Here is a 15757-nt window from a genome sequence, read left to right on the forward strand (position 1 = left end):
TCATGGTGGGCAGTGGTGGACTCACAGCGGCAGGCTCATGACCACGGCGTCCTCGCGCTGGCCTGCGGGAGCCGGGTAGTAGCGCTTGCGCTCGCCCACGCGGCGAAAACCGTGGGCCTGGTAAACATGCAGGGCGCGCTCGTTGCTTACGCGCACTTCCAGCCACAGCCATTGGGCGCCGCGCCCGCGCGACCACAGCGCCAGGGCGTCCAGCAGCACGCGGGCCCAGCCCTGTTTTTGGTAGGCCGGGGCCACGGTGATGTTGAGCAGATGCACCTCGTCCACCCCCATCATGGCCACGAAGTAACCCAGCAAACGGTCGCCCGCCATGAGCAGCTGGGCTTGGTAGCCCGAGGCCATGGCGTCGGTGAAATTGCCGCGCGTCCAGGGGTGGGAATAGGCGCGGTACTCCACGTCCAGCACGTCGTCCAGCCTCGCCAGCGTGAGCGGCTCAAAGCGTGCCTCGGGGGCGTTGGCGGGGGGCGAGAAGACGGCACTCATGGTGTCTGTGGGGGCTTAGGTGGCTTGTGCGGCCTGGGCGGCACGCATCGCAGCCCGCTCTGCAGCGGTGTATGCCACTTTATCGCGGATGTAGCGGGGCAGAGCTTCGCTGGCCGGCACCGCGCCGCCGGCCGCGAGCAAAGCGGGCGCCAGGCGCAGCAGGGCCGTGGCGGTGGGCAGCGCGCTGGCGTGCAGGGCGCCGGGGGCCAGGCGCTCGGCGTAGGCGGCGCGGGCGTTGCCCGCCAGTGTCCAGCCCGCGGGCACCTGCACGGCCTCGGGGGCGCACAGGCCAAAGTCGCCATCGGTGCGCCAGTGGCCGGCAGCGCCGCCATGGGCTGGCAGCCATTCGCAGTGCGCCACATACACCTCGTCCATGCGCGCGTCCAGCGCGGCCACCACCTGGGTGCAGCCATGCTGGTGGCGGGCTTCCTCGGCCACGGCAAGCAGGGTGTCCACTGGCAGCACCGGCACGCCCGCGCCGCCGCGTGCACCAAAGGCCAGCCCCTGGGCCACCGCGCAGGCCGTGCGCAGGCCGGTGAACGACCCCGGCCCACGGCCAAACACAATGGTGTCCAGCGTGGCGAAAGACAGCCCCGCCTGCGCCAGCAGCGCGCTGATGGCGGGAATCAGCGTGGCCGAGGCCTGCGCGCCACCCGGCCCGGTGTGTTGCCACACGGCATCTGCGGCCTGCACGGCGATGGAGAGAGTGTCAGTGCTGGTATCAAAAGCAAGCAGGTTCATGGGGCCGGGTAGGTCTGGGTGCGGGTTGCAATTATCAGGGGCACGCCGGTGCGTTGCCGGATGCGCCGATCTGCGCCATTCGCCCGGCGATAGACTTGGCCGATGATGTGTGTCTCTGTCGGCTGCCGCGCAGCAGCCTTGCGCTGGTGGTTTTTCTGTGGGTTGGTGGGCCTGCTCACCGTGGCGGGGGCTGCCCGGGCGCAGGCAACAGGGCCGCTGCCCGCCGAGGTGGAGGCGGCGCTGGTGCGCGCCCGCCTGCCCCGGGATGCTTTGTCGGTGCTGGTGGTGGATGCCCAGGGCGGTCGCCAGGCTGCGCGGCTGGCGCACCAGGCGCAGGTGGCCATGAACCCCGCCTCGGTCATGAAGCTCGTGACCACCTATGCGGCGCTCGACCTGCTCGGCCCCGCCTACACCTGGAACACGCCCGTGTATGTGGATGGCCAGGTGCAAGGCGGCAGCCTGAAGGGCAACGTCTATATCCAGGGGCAGGGCGATCCCAAGCTGGTGATGGAGCGCCTGTGGCTGCTGCTGCGCCGCCTGCAGGGCCAGGGCATCCACACCATCGTGGGTGACATCGTGCTGGACCGCAGCGCCTTTGACGTGCCCGAGCATGATGCCGCCCGCTTCGACGGCGAGCCGCTGCGCCCCTACAACGCGGCGCCCGATGCCTTGCTGCTGAACTACAACGCAGTGGTCATGACCTTTGTGCCCGATGCCGCCGCCGGGCTGGCGCGCATCCAGTACGACCCGCCGCTCGCCGGCGTGCAGCGCCAGGCCACGGTGCCGCTGGCGGCGCCCGGCGCTGAATGTGGCGATTGGCGCGCCGCCGTGCGGGCCGAGCTGTCAGACCCGGCGCGCGCCGCGTTCCAGGGCGTCTATCCGGCCCGCTGTGGCGAGCGCGTGTGGGCGGCGGCGTTTCCTGATCCCAAGGGGTTTGCGGCCCGCGCGGTGGAGGGCTTGTGGCGCGAGCTGGGCGGCAAGCTCACGGGCACCGTGCGCGATGGCGCGGTGCCTGCGCGGCTCCAGCCGGCCTTCAGCGCCACATCGCCCGCGCTGGCCGAGGTGGTGCGCGATGTGAACAAATACAGCAACAACGTGATGGCGCAGCAGCTGTTTCTCACACTGGCGTTGCGCCAGAACGGCGTGGCCACGTTCGATGGCGCGCGCGCTGCATTGCGCCAGTGGTGGCAGGCCCGCCTGGGCGATGCCGAGCCGCCTGCCCCTGATAACGGCGCCGGCCTGAGCCGCGAGGCACGCATCAGCGCACAGGCCCTGGCGCGCATGCTGCAGCGGGCCTGGCAGTCGCCGGTGATGCCCGAGCTGGTGGCCTCGCTGCCGATTGCCGGCGTGGACGGCACGCTGCGCCGCAGCCAAAGCCGCGCGGGCGCCGCCCACCTCAAGACCGGCAGCCTGCGCGACGTGATGGCGGTTGCGGGCTATGTGCACGCCGCCAGCGGCCGCCGCTACGTGCTGGTGGCCATCGTCAACCACCCGCAGGCAGGCGCCGCGCGGCCGGTGCTCGATGCGCTGGTGGACTGGACCGCGCGCGATCAGTAGCCCCGGATGCGCAACACACCGTGGCGCGGCGCAGCGTCAGCGGCATCTCACGGATGCATGTACAGCACCTTCACGCAGGGCGTGGCGCTGTGGCTGGCTTCTTGGCTGGCTGATTGGCTGACTTATGGCGTGGCGCTGGAATAGGCAGCGCACGCTGCACGCATGAAAAAAGCCGACCCCAAGAGGTCGGCTTGTGGCTGGTGCCCCGGGCGGCTTACCAGCGGGCCCGCAGGCGGTCGTACGCGTAGTCGCCCAGCTGGCGGTGGGCCGAGGGCGTCAGATAGACCGCGTCGGCAAACACATATTTGTTCTGGTTGGCACTGGGGAGCAAGGTGGCAGCAGTGCACAAGGCCGAGTTGACCTGGCCGGTGCCGATGCCAATGCCGTTGCCCGCATCCACCGAGGTGCACACCGCCGCGGTGGCGTTGTCAAACCCGTAGGAGCCGGGGGAGTTGGTGAACAGGTTCACGTAGTAGGCAGCATCGATAGAGAGCACATTCGCGCCCAGATCGACGATGCCTACCGACAGGCCGGTGTTGAAACTGGTGCTGGCCTTCTGGAGCAAGGTCGCCTCGTTGATGGCGGCGGCCCAGACTGACTTGCTCATGTCGTAGGGGCCGATCACCACCACTTGCTTGGCTCCCGCCGTGACAAGGCGGCGCACCTGCGTTGCCAGTTCCTGGCCGGCCTTGCGGGCCTCTGCCAACATGTCGTCTTGAGAGAGTGTGCCGGCGCGCACGGCCGCCACGCCCGCAATCACGTCGCTGGTCCCGGCGTTGACGAACACCACATCGTTGGCAGTGAAGCTGCCGCCCGCCAGAAAACGGTCGATCTGTTCGGTGACGGTGAGGGTGGAGGTATCGCCAGCCACATCGGGCTTGGCCGTGACGCGCGCATTGCCCGTGGCATAGCTCAGGCCGCCCGAGGCCACCGGCGTGATCGTCTTGCCGTAGCGCGACGCCAGTTGCTGCGTCCAGTTATTGATGGAGCCATCGTTGACGGTGTAGCGCGAGCCATTTTGTCCCACATCGCTGAAGGCATCGCCAAAGGCAATGAAGCGGTCGGGCGTGAGTGCCGACTCGATGGTGCTCGAACCACAGGCCGCGAGCAACGCTGCCGACGCACATGCGGCGACCATCACGGTGCGGCGCATCCAATTTGTTGCCATGTATTTCTCCAGAAAAGTGGGGGTTAGTTTAGCGGCGCAAAACCCAGGCCTGTAAAGCAGGTTCAGGCTGCAGCAGCGCGTTGCAGCCGGTCGCGCACGCCTTCCCATGCGGGGGTGGCGGGCGGGGTCTCGATCCAGATCAGTTTCACGGCCTGGTCGTCAAAGCTGCGCAGCACGGCAAAAAGCTGTTGCGCGGTGGCGGTGGCGTCGTCGGGCATGCGGCGCATGACCAGCCGGGACGAGCGCGTGCGCAGTGCGCTGCGGGCATAGACGGCGATGTGGGCGGCGTCGGCGCCCAGCAGGTCCAGCGCGGTCTGCAGGGCCTTGGCGTCCATCAGGCGCACCTTGGCGGCGGGGGCATAGTGGGCCTCCAGCGTGCCTGAAGCACGCGGGGTAAGCGCGGGAAGCTCTTCTTTCGATAGCGGGGCCATGCCGCAGGCCACCGCAATCTGCGAGCGCGTGATAGCGCCCGGGCGCAGCAGCACGGGCACGCCGCGCGTGCAGTCCACGATGGTGCTTTCAATGCCCACGGCGCAGGGCCCGCCGTCAAGTACCAGCAGCTCGGCCCCCAGCTCGTCTTGCACATGCCGGGCGGTGGTGGGGCTCACGCGGCCAAAGCGGTTGGCGCTGGGCGCGGCCACGCCCCACACGGGCAGGCCGCCTTGCGCTGCACCGTCGCCGGGTGCGGCGCAGGCCACCAGCAGCGCGTGGGCCACCGGGTGGGCCGGGCAGCGCAGGCCCACGCTGTCCTGGCCGCCGGTAGCGGCGGTGGCCACGCCGGGCCGGCGCGGCAGGATCAGGGTGAGCGGGCCGGGCCAGAAGGCATCGACCAGCTTTTGCGCAAAGCCGGGCACCTCGCTGGCGAAGTGGGCGATGCCCGAGGCATCGGCCACATGCACGATCAGCGGATGGTCGCTGGGCCGGCCCTTGGCGGCAAAGATCTGCGCCACGGCCGCATCGCTGCTGGCGTCGGCCGCCAGACCATAGACGGTTTCGGTGGGCAGGCCCAGCAGCGCGCCGCTGCGCACGGCCCGCGCGGCGGCGGCGATGGATTCGGGCCGGGTGCCGTCCAGGATCATGGTCAGAACGCTGCGATGCCCAGCAAGGCCGCCGCCTGCAGGGCCGTGGCGCGGGCGGCTTCCGGCGTGGGGCCGGTGACATTGAGGTGCCCCATCTTGCGGCCGCGCTTGGCCTCGCGCTTGCCGTACAGGTGCAGGTGCGTGCCCAGCAGGGCCAGCACGGCGGCCCAGGGGGGCGTCTGCGCCGCATCGCCGTGGGCAAACCACAGGTCGCCCAGCAGGTTGAGCATGACGGCGGGGCTGTGCTGGCGCGGCTGCGTCAGCGGCAGGCGGGCCATGGTGCGCACCTGCAGCTCAAACTGCGACACGTCGCAGGCGTTCTGGCTGCAGTGGCCGCTGTTGTGCGGGCGCGGGGCGATTTCGTTGACCACCAGGCTGCCGTCCTGCAGCACGAAGAACTCCACGCAGAGCACGCCCACATACTGCAGGCCTTCTGCTACCGATTTCGCAGCTGCTACCGCTTGTACAGCAAGCGCTAGAGGCAGATTTCCTTCATACACCTCGGTCACGGCCAGAATGCCGTCACGGTGCAGGTTGCGCTGCACGGGCAGGTGCACCATGGCGCCATCGGCACCGCGCGCCACAATCACCGAGCATTCCAGCGCCAGCGGCAGCATCTTCTCCAGCACGCAGGGCACCTGGCCGACCGAAGCCCAGGCGGCGGCCAGCTCGGCGGCGGTTTTGACGCGCACCTGGCCCTTGCCGTCGTAGCCCATGCGGGCGGTTTTCAAAATGCCGGGCAGTAGATCCGGGGAGGTCGCGGCGAGCTGCTCCGCCGTTTCGATCACCGCATACGGCGCGCAAGGCACTCCGCAGGCCACAAAGTGCGCCTTCTCGCGGGCACGGTCCTGCGCCACGGCCACGGCGCTGGCGGCGGGCGACACCGGGCGCTGGGCTGCGAGCGTGGCCAGCGCGGCGGCGGGCACGTTCTCGAATTCGGTGGTCACCGCATCCGACAGGCGGGCCAGCTCGGCCAGGCCCTGCGGGTCGTCGTAACCCGTCTGGATATGGTGGTGGCTCACCAGCCCGGCCGGGCTGGTGGGGTCGGCGTCGAGCACGGCGGTGAAGTAGCCCATGGCCTGCGCCTGGTGCACGAACATGCGGCCCAGCTGGCCGCCGCCCAGAACACCCAGCGTGGCGCCAGGCAGCAGCGGTGCCAAAGTGTTGTCGGCGCTCATGCGGCGGGCGGCAGGGTCATGTTGCGGGCCACCTCGGTCTGCTCGGCGCGGAAGGCCTCCAGGCGCTGGCGCAGTTCGGGGCTTTCGTTGGCCAGCAGGGCCACGGCAAACAAGGCCGCGTTGGCAGCGCCCGCGGTGCCAATGGCAAATGTGGCCACGGGAATGCCCTTGGGCATTTGCACAATGCTGTGCAGCGAATCCACGCCCTGCAGGTGGCGGCTGGCCACCGGCACGCCCAGCACGGGCACAGGCGTCTTGGCGGCGATCATGCCGGGCAGGTGGGCGGCGCCGCCGGCCCCGGCGATGATGGCTTTCAGGCCCCGGCCGGCGGCGGCCTCGGCGTAGGCAAACATGTCGTCGGGCATGCGGTGGGCCGACACCACGCGGGCCTCGTGGGCGATGCCGAACTGTTCAAGAATCTGCACTGCATGCTGCATGGTGTCCCAGTCGCTGCTGGAACCCATGACCACGCCGATCTGGATGGGTTTCATGGTGTTGGAGGTGCTGGGTGGCGGGCTTGGCCCGCTGCACCGCGGTAGGTGGAACCCGCGATTTTACTTTTTGCGCTTCCCTTCCTGGCGTGGGGCCGTTTCGATGGGCCAAAATAGCGCGCAAACCGCTTCACAGGCCCCTGGGGCCCACACCATCATGATTGACGTCACCGTAGAGAACTTTGAAGCCGAGGTGGTTGCCGCCTCGATGAACGTGCCCGTGCTGGTGGACTTCTGGGCCCCCTGGTGCGGCCCCTGCAAGTCGCTGGGCCCCATCCTTGAAAAGTTGGAGACCGAATACGCGGGCCGCTTCAAGCTGGTCAAGATCGATTCGGACCAGGAGCAGCAGATCGCCGGCATGTTCGGCATCCGCAGCATCCCCACCTGCGTGCTGCTGATGAACGGCCAGCCCGTGGACGGCTTCACGGGCGCCTTGCCCGAGGGCCAGGTGCGCGCGTTCCTCGACAAGCATGTGCCCACCGCCGAAGCCGTCGCGGCAGAAGCCCAGGAAGAAGAGGCGCTGGACGCATTGGCCGAAGGCGATACGGATACCGCGCTGGAAAAGTTGCAGCACGCCGTGGTGACCGACCCCTCCAACGACGATGCGCGCTTCGATTACGTCAAGCTGCTGCTGCAACTGGGCCGCGAGGACGACGCCAAGGTGGCCTTTGCCCCCGTGATCGCCAAGGCCGCCACCGCGCGCAAGCTTGGGGCACTGAAAAGCTGGATGGATGCTCTAGATTTTGTAGCTACTGGCGCTTATGGAGAAAGCGCTGGAGCCGAATTTGATGCCAAGATTGCCGCTAACAAGCGCGATTTCGACACGCGCTTCGCCCGCGCCCGCTGGCTCATGGCGCAGCAGCGCTGGACCGAGGCCATGGACGAGCTCTTGGAAATCCTCATGCGCGACAAAGCCTGGAGCGAAGAGGCGGCCCGCAAGACCTATGTGGCCATCCTGGAAATCATCGAGCCGCCCAAGGTGAAGGTGGCCGAAGGCCAGATTCCGCCCGAAGACCCGGTGGTGGCCACGTACCGGCGGCGGCTTTCCAGTGTCGTGCTCAGCTGAGCGGGGTTGGGTCCGGAAACACAAAAGGCCCTGCACGGGCCTTTTGTTTTGGGGGCGCGATCTCGCGCGGGCGCTTCAGCCCGTCAGCCGCTCCAGCGCCTCGCGGTACTTGGCGGCGGTCTTTTCGATCACGGCCTGCGGCAGGCGGGGCGAAGGCGGCGTCTTGTCCCAGGGCTTGCCGTTGACCTGGGCCTGCTCCAGCCAGTCGCGCACGAACTGCTTGTCGTAGCTAGGCGGGTTTTCGCCCTTGGCCAGGGCCTCAGCATAGCCTTCCACGGGCCAGTAGCGGGAGCTGTCGGGGGTGAGCACTTCGTCCATCAGCACCAGCGTGCCATCAGGGGCCAGACCGAACTCGAACTTGGTGTCGGCAATGATCATGCCTTTTGTCAGGGCAATCTCGGCGGCCGCCTGGTAGATGGCGATGCTCAGGTCGCGGATTTTCGTGGCCAGCTCCAGGCCGATCATTTCCACCGTGCGCTCAAAGGTGATGTTCTCATCGTGCTCGCCGGCGGCGGCTTTGGCAGCGGGCGTGTAGATGGGCTCGGGCAGCTTGGCGGCGTTGGTCAGGCCGGCGGGCAGCGGCACGCCGCAGACCGACTGCGACGCTTGGTATTCCTTCCAGCCGCTGCCGGCCAGGTAGCCGCGCACCACGGCTTCGACCGCAATGGGCTGCAGGCGCTGCACCAGCATCGATCGGCCACGGACCTGCGCCGCCTCGGCGGGGCTCACCACGCTTTCGGGGTCGTCGCCCGTCAGGTGGTTGGGGCAGATGTGGCCGAGCTTGTCGAACCAGAACAGCGCCATTTTGGTGAGCAGCTCGCCCTTGCCGGGAATGGGCTCGCCCATGATGACGTCAAACGCCGACAGGCGGTCGCTGGCCACCATCAGGATGCGATCGGTGCCCACGGCGTAGTTGTCGCGCACCTTGCCGCGTGCCAGCAGGGGCAGCGAGGTCAGGGCAGAGGTATGCAGGGCAGAAGTGCTGGACTGGGTCATGGTGATGGTGCGGGCTTGCGGAGCGTGGAGACGGATCTGCGCCAGAAAAATGGCAAGTAGTGTGAGCGGGCAGAGGCTGCTTCGAACCGGGCGATTTTACGCGGCGATGGACCGTGGAGGTGCCTTCGGCGGCGGGTGGCAGTTGCGCCATGCCCTGGCATGGCACGTGGCGCCTTGCAATGCAGGCGCCAGGCTGGTTGACGTGCCGTGCAGGGGAAAGGGTGCATGAGGGGGTTGCCCAAAGCCTGCCCATTGTGCGCGCTTTTCGCGGTGGCAGCACCTTCGGCTGCATAACCCATCCGCCAGGCGCGGTATGGGATTGCTTTTGGCCTGGGGCGGGCGCATAGTGATTTCGCGTCAACGGACGTAGTCGAGTTAGCCGGGCCGCTCTTTGGATCAGGGCGGCATTTTTGTCACAGAGTGCCACAGGAGACTTTTTATGAACCTGACGATCAGCGGTCACCATCTCGAAGTTACCCCAGCCTTGCGCAACTACGTCACCACCAAGCTGGACCGGATCACGCGCCATTTCGACCAGGTTGTCGACGTCAAGGTACTGCTGACAGTAGAGAAACAGAAAGAAAAGGAGAAGCGGCAGCGAGCGGAATGCAATATTCACGTCAAGGGAAGCGATCTGTTTGCAGAAAGCTCCCACTTCGATCTGTACGCAGCCGTGGATGAACTCGTGGACAAGATGGATCGTCAGGTCGTGCGCCACAAAGACCGTATCCAGGAGCACCACGACGCATCCAAACGCGAAATGCTCGCGTAAGCCATGCAGGTGTGCCACCTGCCGGCCGCAGCCGCCCCCCGGGGCGGTTTTTTTGTGCGCTGCGCCTTTCCATCAGGGTTTTTGCCAATGTGTGCATAATTGTTTCCCTCACCATGAATCGACTCGCCTCCATCCTTCCTTCCGCTCAAGTGCGCGTAAGCGTTGACGCCACCAGCAAAAAGCGTGCTTTCGAAGAAGCGGGTCTCCTGTTTGAGAGCCAGCACGGTCTTTCGCGGGCGTTGATCACCGACAGCCTGTTTGCGCGTGAGCGCCTGGGCTCCACCGGTCTGGGGCATGGCGTGGCCATTCCGCATGGCCGCATCAAGGGGCTCAAGGCGCCGATGGCAGCGGTTTTCCAACTGGCGCAGCCAATTGGTTTCGACGCACCCGATGAAATGCCAGTCGGTTTGCTGATCTTTCTGCTGGTGCCCGAAGCCGCGACCCAGAAGCACCTGGAAATCCTCTCGGAAATCGCTGAGTTGCTGAGCGACTCTGCGCTGCGCGAGAAGCTCAAGGCCTGTGACGACGCCACGGTGCTGCACGGCACGATTGCCGGATGGCAGTCCACCCAAGCCGCCTGATTTTCTCCTTTGCTTTGGCGGGACTGTTTTGAAGCCCAATGTCGTAAGCGCTGATGTTCTGTTCGAGGAATTCCGCGGCACCCTGAAATGGGAGTGGCTGGCGGGCCTTGGCGCCTCCGAGCGGCGCTTTGATGAGGTGGCGGTGCGCGCGGCACGATCGGGCGCCGATCTCGTCGGCTACCTCAACTACGTCCACCCCTACCGTGTGCAGATTCTGGGCGAGCGCGAAATTGCATATCTCACCAACGCCACCCCCGACGACTGCCAGCGTCGCATTGCGCGCATCGTCACGCTGGAGCCGCCAGTGCTGGTGCTGGCCGATGGGCAGATGGCACCGGATGCGCTGCTGTCCATGTGCGAGCGGGCGCAGATTCCGATGTTCTCCACGCAAGAGTCGTCGGCGTTCGTCATCGACGTGCTGCGGGCTTACCTGTCCAAGCACTTTGCCGACCGCACCACGATGCATGGTGTGTTCATGGACATTCTGGGCCTGGGGGTCTTGATCACGGGTGAATCCGGCCTGGGCAAGAGCGAGCTGGGGCTGGAGCTGATCTCGCGCGGCAATGGCCTGGTGGCCGACGACGCGGTCGATCTGTTTCGCATCAACCAGACCACCATCGAGGGCAAATGCCCGGAATTGCTGCAGAACCTGCTGGAGGTGCGCGGCATCGGCCTGCTCGATATCCGCGCCATCTTTGGCGAAACCGCCGTACGCCGCAAGATGCGCCTCAAGCTCATCGTGCATCTGGTGCGCAAAGAGACGCTGGAGCGCGAATACGAGCGCCTGCCCTACGAGCCCCTGACCCAGGACGTGCTGGGTGTGCCAGTGCTCAAAGTCGTGATCCAGGTGGTGGCGGGGCGCAACATAGCCGTGCTGGTGGAAGCCGCCGTGCGCAACACCATCTTGCAGTTGCGCGGCATCGACACCTACCAGGAATTCGTGGAGCGGCACCGCCGCGCCATGGAGCGCGATAGCGGGGGCTGATCCGCAGGTCGGAAAAGGCTCGGCGACCCGTTCCAAATCTATGTGGGCGCGCTGCCCGCAGCCCTTTGAGCCCGTTGCGACCAGGCTTGCGGCCGCCGCGCCAGGGCCGCCCCGCTGCGCTGGCGGTGTCCACCTTCCAGAATTGCGCAGCAATTCGAGAGAAGGGGGAGGCGGCAAAGCCGCTCAGGGGGATGCACCGAATTCAGGCCGCTGTCAACCAGTAGCCCGCGTTGAACGGGCTGCTCATGCGCAGCGCCAGGGGCGAAATGTCGACCAGTTTATCGGTGGGCATCTTCTCGGCGGTTTCGGGGTCGATGGCGATGCCATGGACAGCGGTCGTTTCCTTAGCCTCGTTCGCCCGTTCTGCTTGGCTGGTGGTTGCAGAACGGGCTACAGAAAAGAATAGAAACAGCGGAACGGAATCTTGCGGTCGCCCCAGAAGTCTGCCGCATCGCGGAAGCTGTCCAGCAGCTGCTCGCGTGCTTCCTTGTCGAACTTGCCTGTGGCCGGAATCTGCTCAAGCACCACGATGAAGCCCGGTTGCGGCCCCGACTTGTGCAGGGGATCGGTCATGCAGTCGTAGAGCGCGTCGAAATTCTTGCCGAAATGCGACGGAAAGGTGAACTGCGCGGCAATCAGGTCCAGCACATCCTGTTTGGACTGGGCGTGGGCCAGGTTGGCATACAAAAAATGGTGACCGAGGGAGGCTGCGGCATCTTGCAGATCCTGCACGCGGAAGGCGCGAATGGACTGCACGATGTTGGTGCGCACGCCACGCAGTGGCGTTTCATGGTCTTTACGAAGGGGCGTCTGCATCTCCGTTGCTCTTTCTTTATAAGGTCCAAAAACTTCTGGCTGACCGCAAAACCGCAGGATGCGCGTTTCGGGTCGGAAAAACAAGGCGGCTCGCTACCCGCTGCCCGGGCTGGCGCGGGCGGACAATCCATCGGACATCATTCGACAATCTTGCGAAAACTGGCGTAGTGGTCGCTGGTGTAATAGCAGGCGTCCGGCACCCGGGACTTGCCGCCACACACAATGCGCCGGGCGCCTCGATTGCGCGCGCCGGGGGTCTTGACGGTGTATTCCCGGTAATAGCCGCGCTGCTGGGCCGGCAATATCCGTTCACGATTGCCAAAAACCGTTCCGTCCTTGTCGTACGGAAAAGGGCCGCCATCGTGGATCAGCGCATAGGTCGAACGCCCCTGGGGGGGCAGCTCTGCCACAGCGATGGAAGCAATGGAACCCTCGGTAGACGGGGGTTTTCGGGCGTGTCCGGCACCTGGGCCCAGGACCAACGCAACACCCACAACACACAAAACCCCTGCTTTTCGCACCTGGGCGGCTACAGCCTTGAGCATCAACGACACCTTTCAGAAACTACGGGTTAACCCGAAATTTCAACGGGCTAGTGTCGCTGAAAGCCCCCTAAAAAGCAAGCGCCTGCACAAAGATTGGGCAGGCGCCATGGGTTTTGCATGTGCACCTGAGTTAGTGCACGCTATGTGGGGAAGGCTTATCGTGCTGCGCTGGCGTCGGCCACGGTGATGGCTGTCATATTGACAATGCGCCGCACGGTGGTGCTGGGCGTCAGGATATGCACCGGCTGCGCGGCCCCCAGCAGCACCGGGCCAATGGCGATGTTGCCGCCGGCTGCCGTCTTGAGCAGATTGTAGGAAATGTTGGCCGCATCAATGTTGGGCAGCACCAGCAGGTTGGCATCGCCCGTGAGGCTACTGTGGGGCATGAGCGCGGCGCGCGCCTTGCCGTCCAGGGCCACATCGCCATGCATCTCGCCGTCCACGTCGAGCCAGGGCGCCTGCACGCGCAGCAGCTCCAGCGTCTGGCGCATCTTCACGGCACTGGGCTGGTCGCTGGAGCCATAGTTGGAGTGCGACAGCAGGGCCGCCTTGGGCTTGATGCCAAAGCGCAGCATTTCCTCGGCTGCCATCATGGTGATTTCCGTCAGCTGCTCGGCCGTGGGGTCGTAGTTGACGTGGGTGTCCACCAGAAACACCTGGCGGTCGGGCAGCAGCAGGCCATTCATGCAGGCAAAGGTGTTCACGCCGGGGCGCTTGCCGATCACCTGATCGATGTAGTTCAGGTGGTGCGCCGTGTGGCCCCAGGTGCCCGCGATCAGGCCATCCACCTCGCCCTTGTGCAGCAGCATGGCGCCAATCAGCGACAGGCGCCGGCGCATTTCGATCTTGGCGATCGGGGCGGTCACGCCCTTGCGCTCGGTCATGCGGTGGTAGGTCTGCCAGAAATCGCGGTAGCGATGGTCTTGCTCGACGTTAACGATGTCGTAGTCCTGTCCCTCCTTCAGGCGCAGGCCAAACTTCTCGATGCGCTGCGCAATGATGGCCGGGCGGCCGATCAGCGTGGGGCGCGCGATCTTCTCGTCCACCACGATCTGCGCGGCGCGCAGCACGCGCTCTTCCTCACCCTCGGCATAGGCCACGCGCTTTTTGGTGGCGGCCTTGGCGGCGGTGAAAATGGGCTTCATGGTGGTGCCCGAGGCATACACGAAGGTCTGCAGATGGTCGCGGTAGGCGTCCATGTCGGCGATGGGGCGCAGCGCCACGCCACTGTCGGCCGCGGCCTGCGCCACGGCCGGCGCAATCATCATCATCAAGCGCGGATCGAACGGCTTGGGGATCAGGTATTCGGGGCCAAACGCCAGCGGCTCACCCACATAGGCCGCCGCCACCACTTCGCTCTGTTCGGCCTGGGCCAGCTCGGCGATGGCGTGCACGGCGGCGATTTCCATCTCCATCGTGATGGTGGTCGCGCCGCTGTCCAGTGCGCCCCGAAAAATGTAGGGGAAGCACAGGACGTTGTTGACCTGGTTCGGATAGTCCGAGCGGCCCGTGGCCATGATGGCGTCATCGCGCACGGCCTTCACGTCTTCGGGCTGGATTTCGGGGTTGGGGTTGGCCAGGGCAAAAATCAGCGGGCGCGCGGCCATTTTGGCCACCATGTCCTTCTTGAGCACGCCGCCGGCCGACAGGCCCAGGAACACATCGGCATCCGCGATCACCTCGCCCAGCGTGCGCGCCGAAGTCTTTTGCGCGAACTGGATTTTGTCCTCGTCCATCAGCTCGGTGCGGCCTTCATAGACCACGCCCGCCAGGTCGGTCACCCAGATGTTCTCGCGCGGAATGCCCAGCTTGACCAGCAGGCCCAGGCAGGCCAGCGCCGCAGCGCCCGCGCCCGAGGTCACGAGCTTGATCTTTTTCGGGTCCTTGCCCGCCACCTTAAGGCCGTTCAGGATGGCCGCGCCCACGGTGATGGCCGTGCCGTGCTGGTCGTCATGGAAGACCGGGATCTTCATGCGTTCGCGCAGCTTGCGCTCGATGTAGAAGCAATCGGGCGCCTTGATGTCTTCGAGGTTGATGCCGCCGAAGGTGGGCTCCAGGCTGGCAATGATTTCGACCAGCTTCTCGGGGTCTTTCTCATTGATTTCGATGTCAAACACATCGATGCCCGAGAACTTCTTGAACAGAACCGCCTTGCCTTCCATCACCGGCTTGCCGGCCAGGGGACCGATGTCGCCCAGGCCCAGCACGGCGGTGCCGTTGGTCACCACGCCCACCAGGTTGCCCCGGCTGGTGTATTTGAAGGCGGCGTTGGGGTCTTTGACGATTTCTTCGCACGGTGCGGCCACACCGGGCGAATAGGCCAGCGCCAAATCGTGCTGGTTGACCATCTGCTTGGTCGCGGCAATGGCAATCTTGCCGGGCTTGGGAAACTCGTGGTATTCGAGCGCCGCCTTGCGCAGCAAGGCGCGCTTGTCGGGAAGGGGGGTGGCGTTGTTGTCGGCCGTGGTGTTCTCGGGCATCAAGCGTCTCCAGCTTTCAGAAAGTGCCGGGTCCGCGGTGGATCTGCTGGGGGCGGACCGTCAGCTTGTGAGGGGAGGTGCATTGTAGGACCTCGTCCCGTGAAAACCCTGATATGTCGCTGTGCTTGCCTGGTCCAAACGCTTGTGATCGCCATGCATGGAATGACCTCCCGTGGTCCGCCGTTTTGGCGGGGCTGACCAAAAGGACTTACCGGACAGATAACCGGTGCGATTCTTGCTACCCAACGCTGCATGCCTTCATCGCCCTCTTCCATAGCGCTCACGGCCTCGTCGCTGGTGGCGCGTCCTCTGACCCCCGAAGATTTCCAACGCTTTGGCACAGTGCTGCAGGCACCCTCTCGCGTGGACGCCGCCCGACCCATCAATGCCGGCACGGCACGGCGGTTTGACCTGGTGGACGACCTGCAGCTGGACGCTGCGGGTGGCCGAGCCCAGCTGGCGCTGTTTAGTGCCCAGACCCGGTCGTTTCCGCTGGTATTGCACGAGATGGAATGCCACCAACTGGGTAGCCAGACCTTTGTGCCACTGGGGGCGAAGCGCTTTGTCATGGTGGTGGCGGCTGCGGGCGCGCCCCCCGATGTGACAGCACTGGAGGCCTTTGTGACGGATGGAACGCAAGGCGTCACGCTGGCACCCGGGACCTGGCACCATGCCCTGCTGGCACTGGATGCCGGCGACTTTGTGGTGATCGAGCGTGCCGCCCCTGTGGTGGATTGCGTGCTGTGCGCACTTCCCACCGCCGTAGAAGTCTCCTTGGCCGTTTGACGGGCAGGTGGCAAC

Annotated in this window: 16 protein-coding genes; 6 read left to right on the forward strand and 10 right to left on the reverse strand. The window is 65.8% G+C overall.

Features of this window, described 5'->3' with window-relative positions; all coding sequences use genetic code 11:
- Positions 1-21: 21 nt before the first annotated feature.
- Together rimI and tsaB are read right to left on the reverse strand one after the other, a co-directional pair.
- Complete coding sequence (gene rimI / locus J8G26_RS00365) at positions 22-501, reverse strand: ribosomal protein S18-alanine N-acetyltransferase (protein WP_210567520.1); 480 nt, start codon at positions 499-501, stop codon at positions 22-24.
- A gap of 15 nt (positions 502-516) precedes the next feature.
- Positions 517-1242 carry a tRNA (adenosine(37)-N6)-threonylcarbamoyltransferase complex dimerization subunit type 1 TsaB gene (tsaB, locus tag J8G26_RS00370; RefSeq protein WP_210567521.1) on the reverse strand — a complete coding sequence of 242 codons (726 nt, stop codon included), beginning with the start codon at positions 1240-1242 and terminating at the stop codon, positions 517-519.
- A 102-nt stretch (positions 1243-1344) separates the two neighbouring features.
- On the opposite strand from tsaB, the gene dacB reads away from it, so the two are divergent.
- Positions 1345-2799 (forward strand): D-alanyl-D-alanine carboxypeptidase/D-alanyl-D-alanine-endopeptidase, encoded by a 1455-nt coding sequence (dacB, locus tag J8G26_RS00375; RefSeq protein ID WP_246881180.1) that lies wholly within the window; start codon positions 1345-1347, stop codon positions 2797-2799.
- A gap of 214 nt (positions 2800-3013) precedes the next feature.
- On the opposite strand, the gene J8G26_RS00380 is transcribed toward dacB, so the two are convergent.
- From J8G26_RS00380 to purE, 4 genes are all read right to left on the reverse strand, one after another.
- Positions 3014-3967, reverse strand: coding sequence for an SGNH/GDSL hydrolase family protein (locus tag J8G26_RS00380; RefSeq protein ID WP_210567522.1), 954 nt, complete (start codon positions 3965-3967; stop codon positions 3014-3016).
- A 62-nt stretch (positions 3968-4029) separates the two neighbouring features.
- Positions 4030-5046: an L-threonylcarbamoyladenylate synthase gene (locus J8G26_RS00385; protein ID WP_210567523.1), complete on the reverse strand. Its 1017-nt coding sequence runs from the start codon at positions 5044-5046 to the stop codon at positions 4030-4032.
- A 2-nt stretch (positions 5047-5048) separates the two neighbouring features.
- A complete protein-coding gene (locus tag J8G26_RS00390) occupies positions 5049-6224 on the reverse strand; it encodes a 5-(carboxyamino)imidazole ribonucleotide synthase (RefSeq protein WP_210567524.1) in 1176 nt (391 codons plus the stop codon).
- Complete coding sequence (gene purE / locus J8G26_RS00395) at positions 6221-6715, reverse strand: 5-(carboxyamino)imidazole ribonucleotide mutase (RefSeq protein ID WP_086913670.1); 495 nt, start codon at positions 6713-6715, stop codon at positions 6221-6223. Before purE ends, J8G26_RS00390 begins: the two co-directional genes overlap by 4 nt.
- Positions 6716-6872: 157 nt before the next feature.
- Between purE and trxA the strand changes: the two genes are divergently transcribed.
- Positions 6873-7781, forward strand: a complete 909-nt coding sequence (gene trxA, locus J8G26_RS00400) for a thioredoxin (RefSeq protein WP_210567525.1) — start codon at positions 6873-6875, stop codon at positions 7779-7781.
- Between the two features lie 75 nt (positions 7782-7856).
- On the opposite strand, the gene J8G26_RS00405 is transcribed toward trxA, so the two are convergent.
- Positions 7857-8777 (reverse strand): phosphoribosylaminoimidazolesuccinocarboxamide synthase, encoded by a 921-nt coding sequence (locus tag J8G26_RS00405; protein WP_087747971.1) that lies wholly within the window; start codon positions 8775-8777, stop codon positions 7857-7859.
- Positions 8778-9216: 439 nt separating this feature from the next.
- Here J8G26_RS00405 and raiA point away from each other — a divergent pair, with 439 nt between their 5' ends.
- The 3 genes from raiA to hprK all read left to right on the forward strand — a co-directional run bounded on the left by raiA (position 9217) and on the right by hprK (position 11115).
- The gene (raiA, locus tag J8G26_RS00410) at positions 9217-9549 is read left to right on the forward strand and encodes a ribosome-associated translation inhibitor RaiA (RefSeq protein ID WP_087747972.1); all 333 of its coding nucleotides are present in this window, start codon (positions 9217-9219) and stop codon (positions 9547-9549) included.
- Positions 9550-9662: 113 nt separating this feature from the next.
- Positions 9663-10130, forward strand: coding sequence for a PTS sugar transporter subunit IIA (locus J8G26_RS00415; protein ID WP_087747973.1), 468 nt, complete (start codon positions 9663-9665; stop codon positions 10128-10130).
- 28 nt (positions 10131-10158) lie between these two features.
- The gene (hprK, locus tag J8G26_RS00420; protein ID WP_210567526.1) at positions 10159-11115 is read left to right on the forward strand and encodes an HPr(Ser) kinase/phosphatase; all 957 of its coding nucleotides are present in this window, start codon (positions 10159-10161) and stop codon (positions 11113-11115) included.
- 390 nt (positions 11116-11505) lie between these two features.
- On the opposite strand, the gene J8G26_RS00430 is transcribed toward hprK, so the two are convergent.
- From J8G26_RS00430 to J8G26_RS00440, 3 genes are all read right to left on the reverse strand, one after another.
- Positions 11506-11931 carry a barstar family protein gene (locus J8G26_RS00430; RefSeq protein WP_210567527.1) on the reverse strand — a complete coding sequence of 142 codons (426 nt, stop codon included), beginning with the start codon at positions 11929-11931 and terminating at the stop codon, positions 11506-11508.
- A 137-nt stretch (positions 11932-12068) separates the two neighbouring features.
- Positions 12069-12476: a ribonuclease gene (locus J8G26_RS00435; RefSeq protein WP_087747975.1), complete on the reverse strand. Its 408-nt coding sequence runs from the start codon at positions 12474-12476 to the stop codon at positions 12069-12071.
- 155 nt (positions 12477-12631) lie between these two features.
- The gene (locus J8G26_RS00440) at positions 12632-14956 is read right to left on the reverse strand and encodes an NADP-dependent malic enzyme (protein WP_210567528.1); all 2325 of its coding nucleotides are present in this window, start codon (positions 14954-14956) and stop codon (positions 12632-12634) included.
- Positions 14957-15208: 252 nt separating this feature from the next.
- On the opposite strand from J8G26_RS00440, the gene J8G26_RS00445 reads away from it, so the two are divergent.
- Positions 15209-15742 carry an ureidoglycolate lyase gene (locus J8G26_RS00445; protein ID WP_087747977.1) on the forward strand — a complete coding sequence of 178 codons (534 nt, stop codon included), beginning with the start codon at positions 15209-15211 and terminating at the stop codon, positions 15740-15742.
- Positions 15743-15757 lie beyond the last annotated feature (15 nt).

This window comes from Acidovorax sp. JG5, from assembly GCF_017939685.1.
Taxonomy (GTDB): Bacteria; Pseudomonadota; Gammaproteobacteria; order Burkholderiales; family Burkholderiaceae_C; genus Acidovorax.

What these genes read in the sequence shown, in the direction of transcription:
- rimI (WP_210567520.1), bottom strand. Translation starts at nt 501, where the DNA reads ATGAGTGCCGTCTTCTCGCCCCCCGCCAACGCCCCCGAGGCACGCTTT.
- tsaB (WP_210567521.1), bottom strand. Translation starts at nt 1,242, where the DNA reads ATGAACCTGCTTGCTTTTGATACCAGCACTGACACTCTCTCCATCGCC.
- dacB (WP_246881180.1), top strand. Translation starts at nt 1,345, where the DNA reads ATGATGTGTGTCTCTGTCGGCTGCCGCGCAGCAGCCTTGCGCTGGTGG.
- J8G26_RS00380 (WP_210567522.1), bottom strand. Translation starts at nt 3,967, where the DNA reads ATGGCAACAAATTGGATGCGCCGCACCGTGATGGTCGCCGCATGTGCG.
- J8G26_RS00385 (WP_210567523.1), bottom strand. Translation starts at nt 5,046, where the DNA reads ATGATCCTGGACGGCACCCGGCCCGAATCCATCGCCGCCGCCGCGCGG.
- J8G26_RS00390 (WP_210567524.1), bottom strand. Translation starts at nt 6,224, where the DNA reads ATGAGCGCCGACAACACTTTGGCACCGCTGCTGCCTGGCGCCACGCTG.
- purE (WP_086913670.1), bottom strand. Translation starts at nt 6,715, where the DNA reads ATGAAACCCATCCAGATCGGCGTGGTCATGGGTTCCAGCAGCGACTGG.
- trxA (WP_210567525.1), top strand. Translation starts at nt 6,873, where the DNA reads ATGATTGACGTCACCGTAGAGAACTTTGAAGCCGAGGTGGTTGCCGCC.
- J8G26_RS00405 (WP_087747971.1), bottom strand. Translation starts at nt 8,777, where the DNA reads ATGACCCAGTCCAGCACTTCTGCCCTGCATACCTCTGCCCTGACCTCG.
- raiA (WP_087747972.1), top strand. Translation starts at nt 9,217, where the DNA reads ATGAACCTGACGATCAGCGGTCACCATCTCGAAGTTACCCCAGCCTTG.
- J8G26_RS00415 (WP_087747973.1), top strand. Translation starts at nt 9,663, where the DNA reads ATGAATCGACTCGCCTCCATCCTTCCTTCCGCTCAAGTGCGCGTAAGC.
- J8G26_RS00430 (WP_210567527.1), bottom strand. Translation starts at nt 11,931, where the DNA reads ATGCAGACGCCCCTTCGTAAAGACCATGAAACGCCACTGCGTGGCGTG.
- J8G26_RS00435 (WP_087747975.1), bottom strand. Translation starts at nt 12,476, where the DNA reads ATGCTCAAGGCTGTAGCCGCCCAGGTGCGAAAAGCAGGGGTTTTGTGT.
- J8G26_RS00440 (WP_210567528.1), bottom strand. Translation starts at nt 14,956, where the DNA reads ATGCCCGAGAACACCACGGCCGACAACAACGCCACCCCCCTTCCCGAC.
- J8G26_RS00445 (WP_087747977.1), top strand. Translation starts at nt 15,209, where the DNA reads ATGCCTTCATCGCCCTCTTCCATAGCGCTCACGGCCTCGTCGCTGGTG.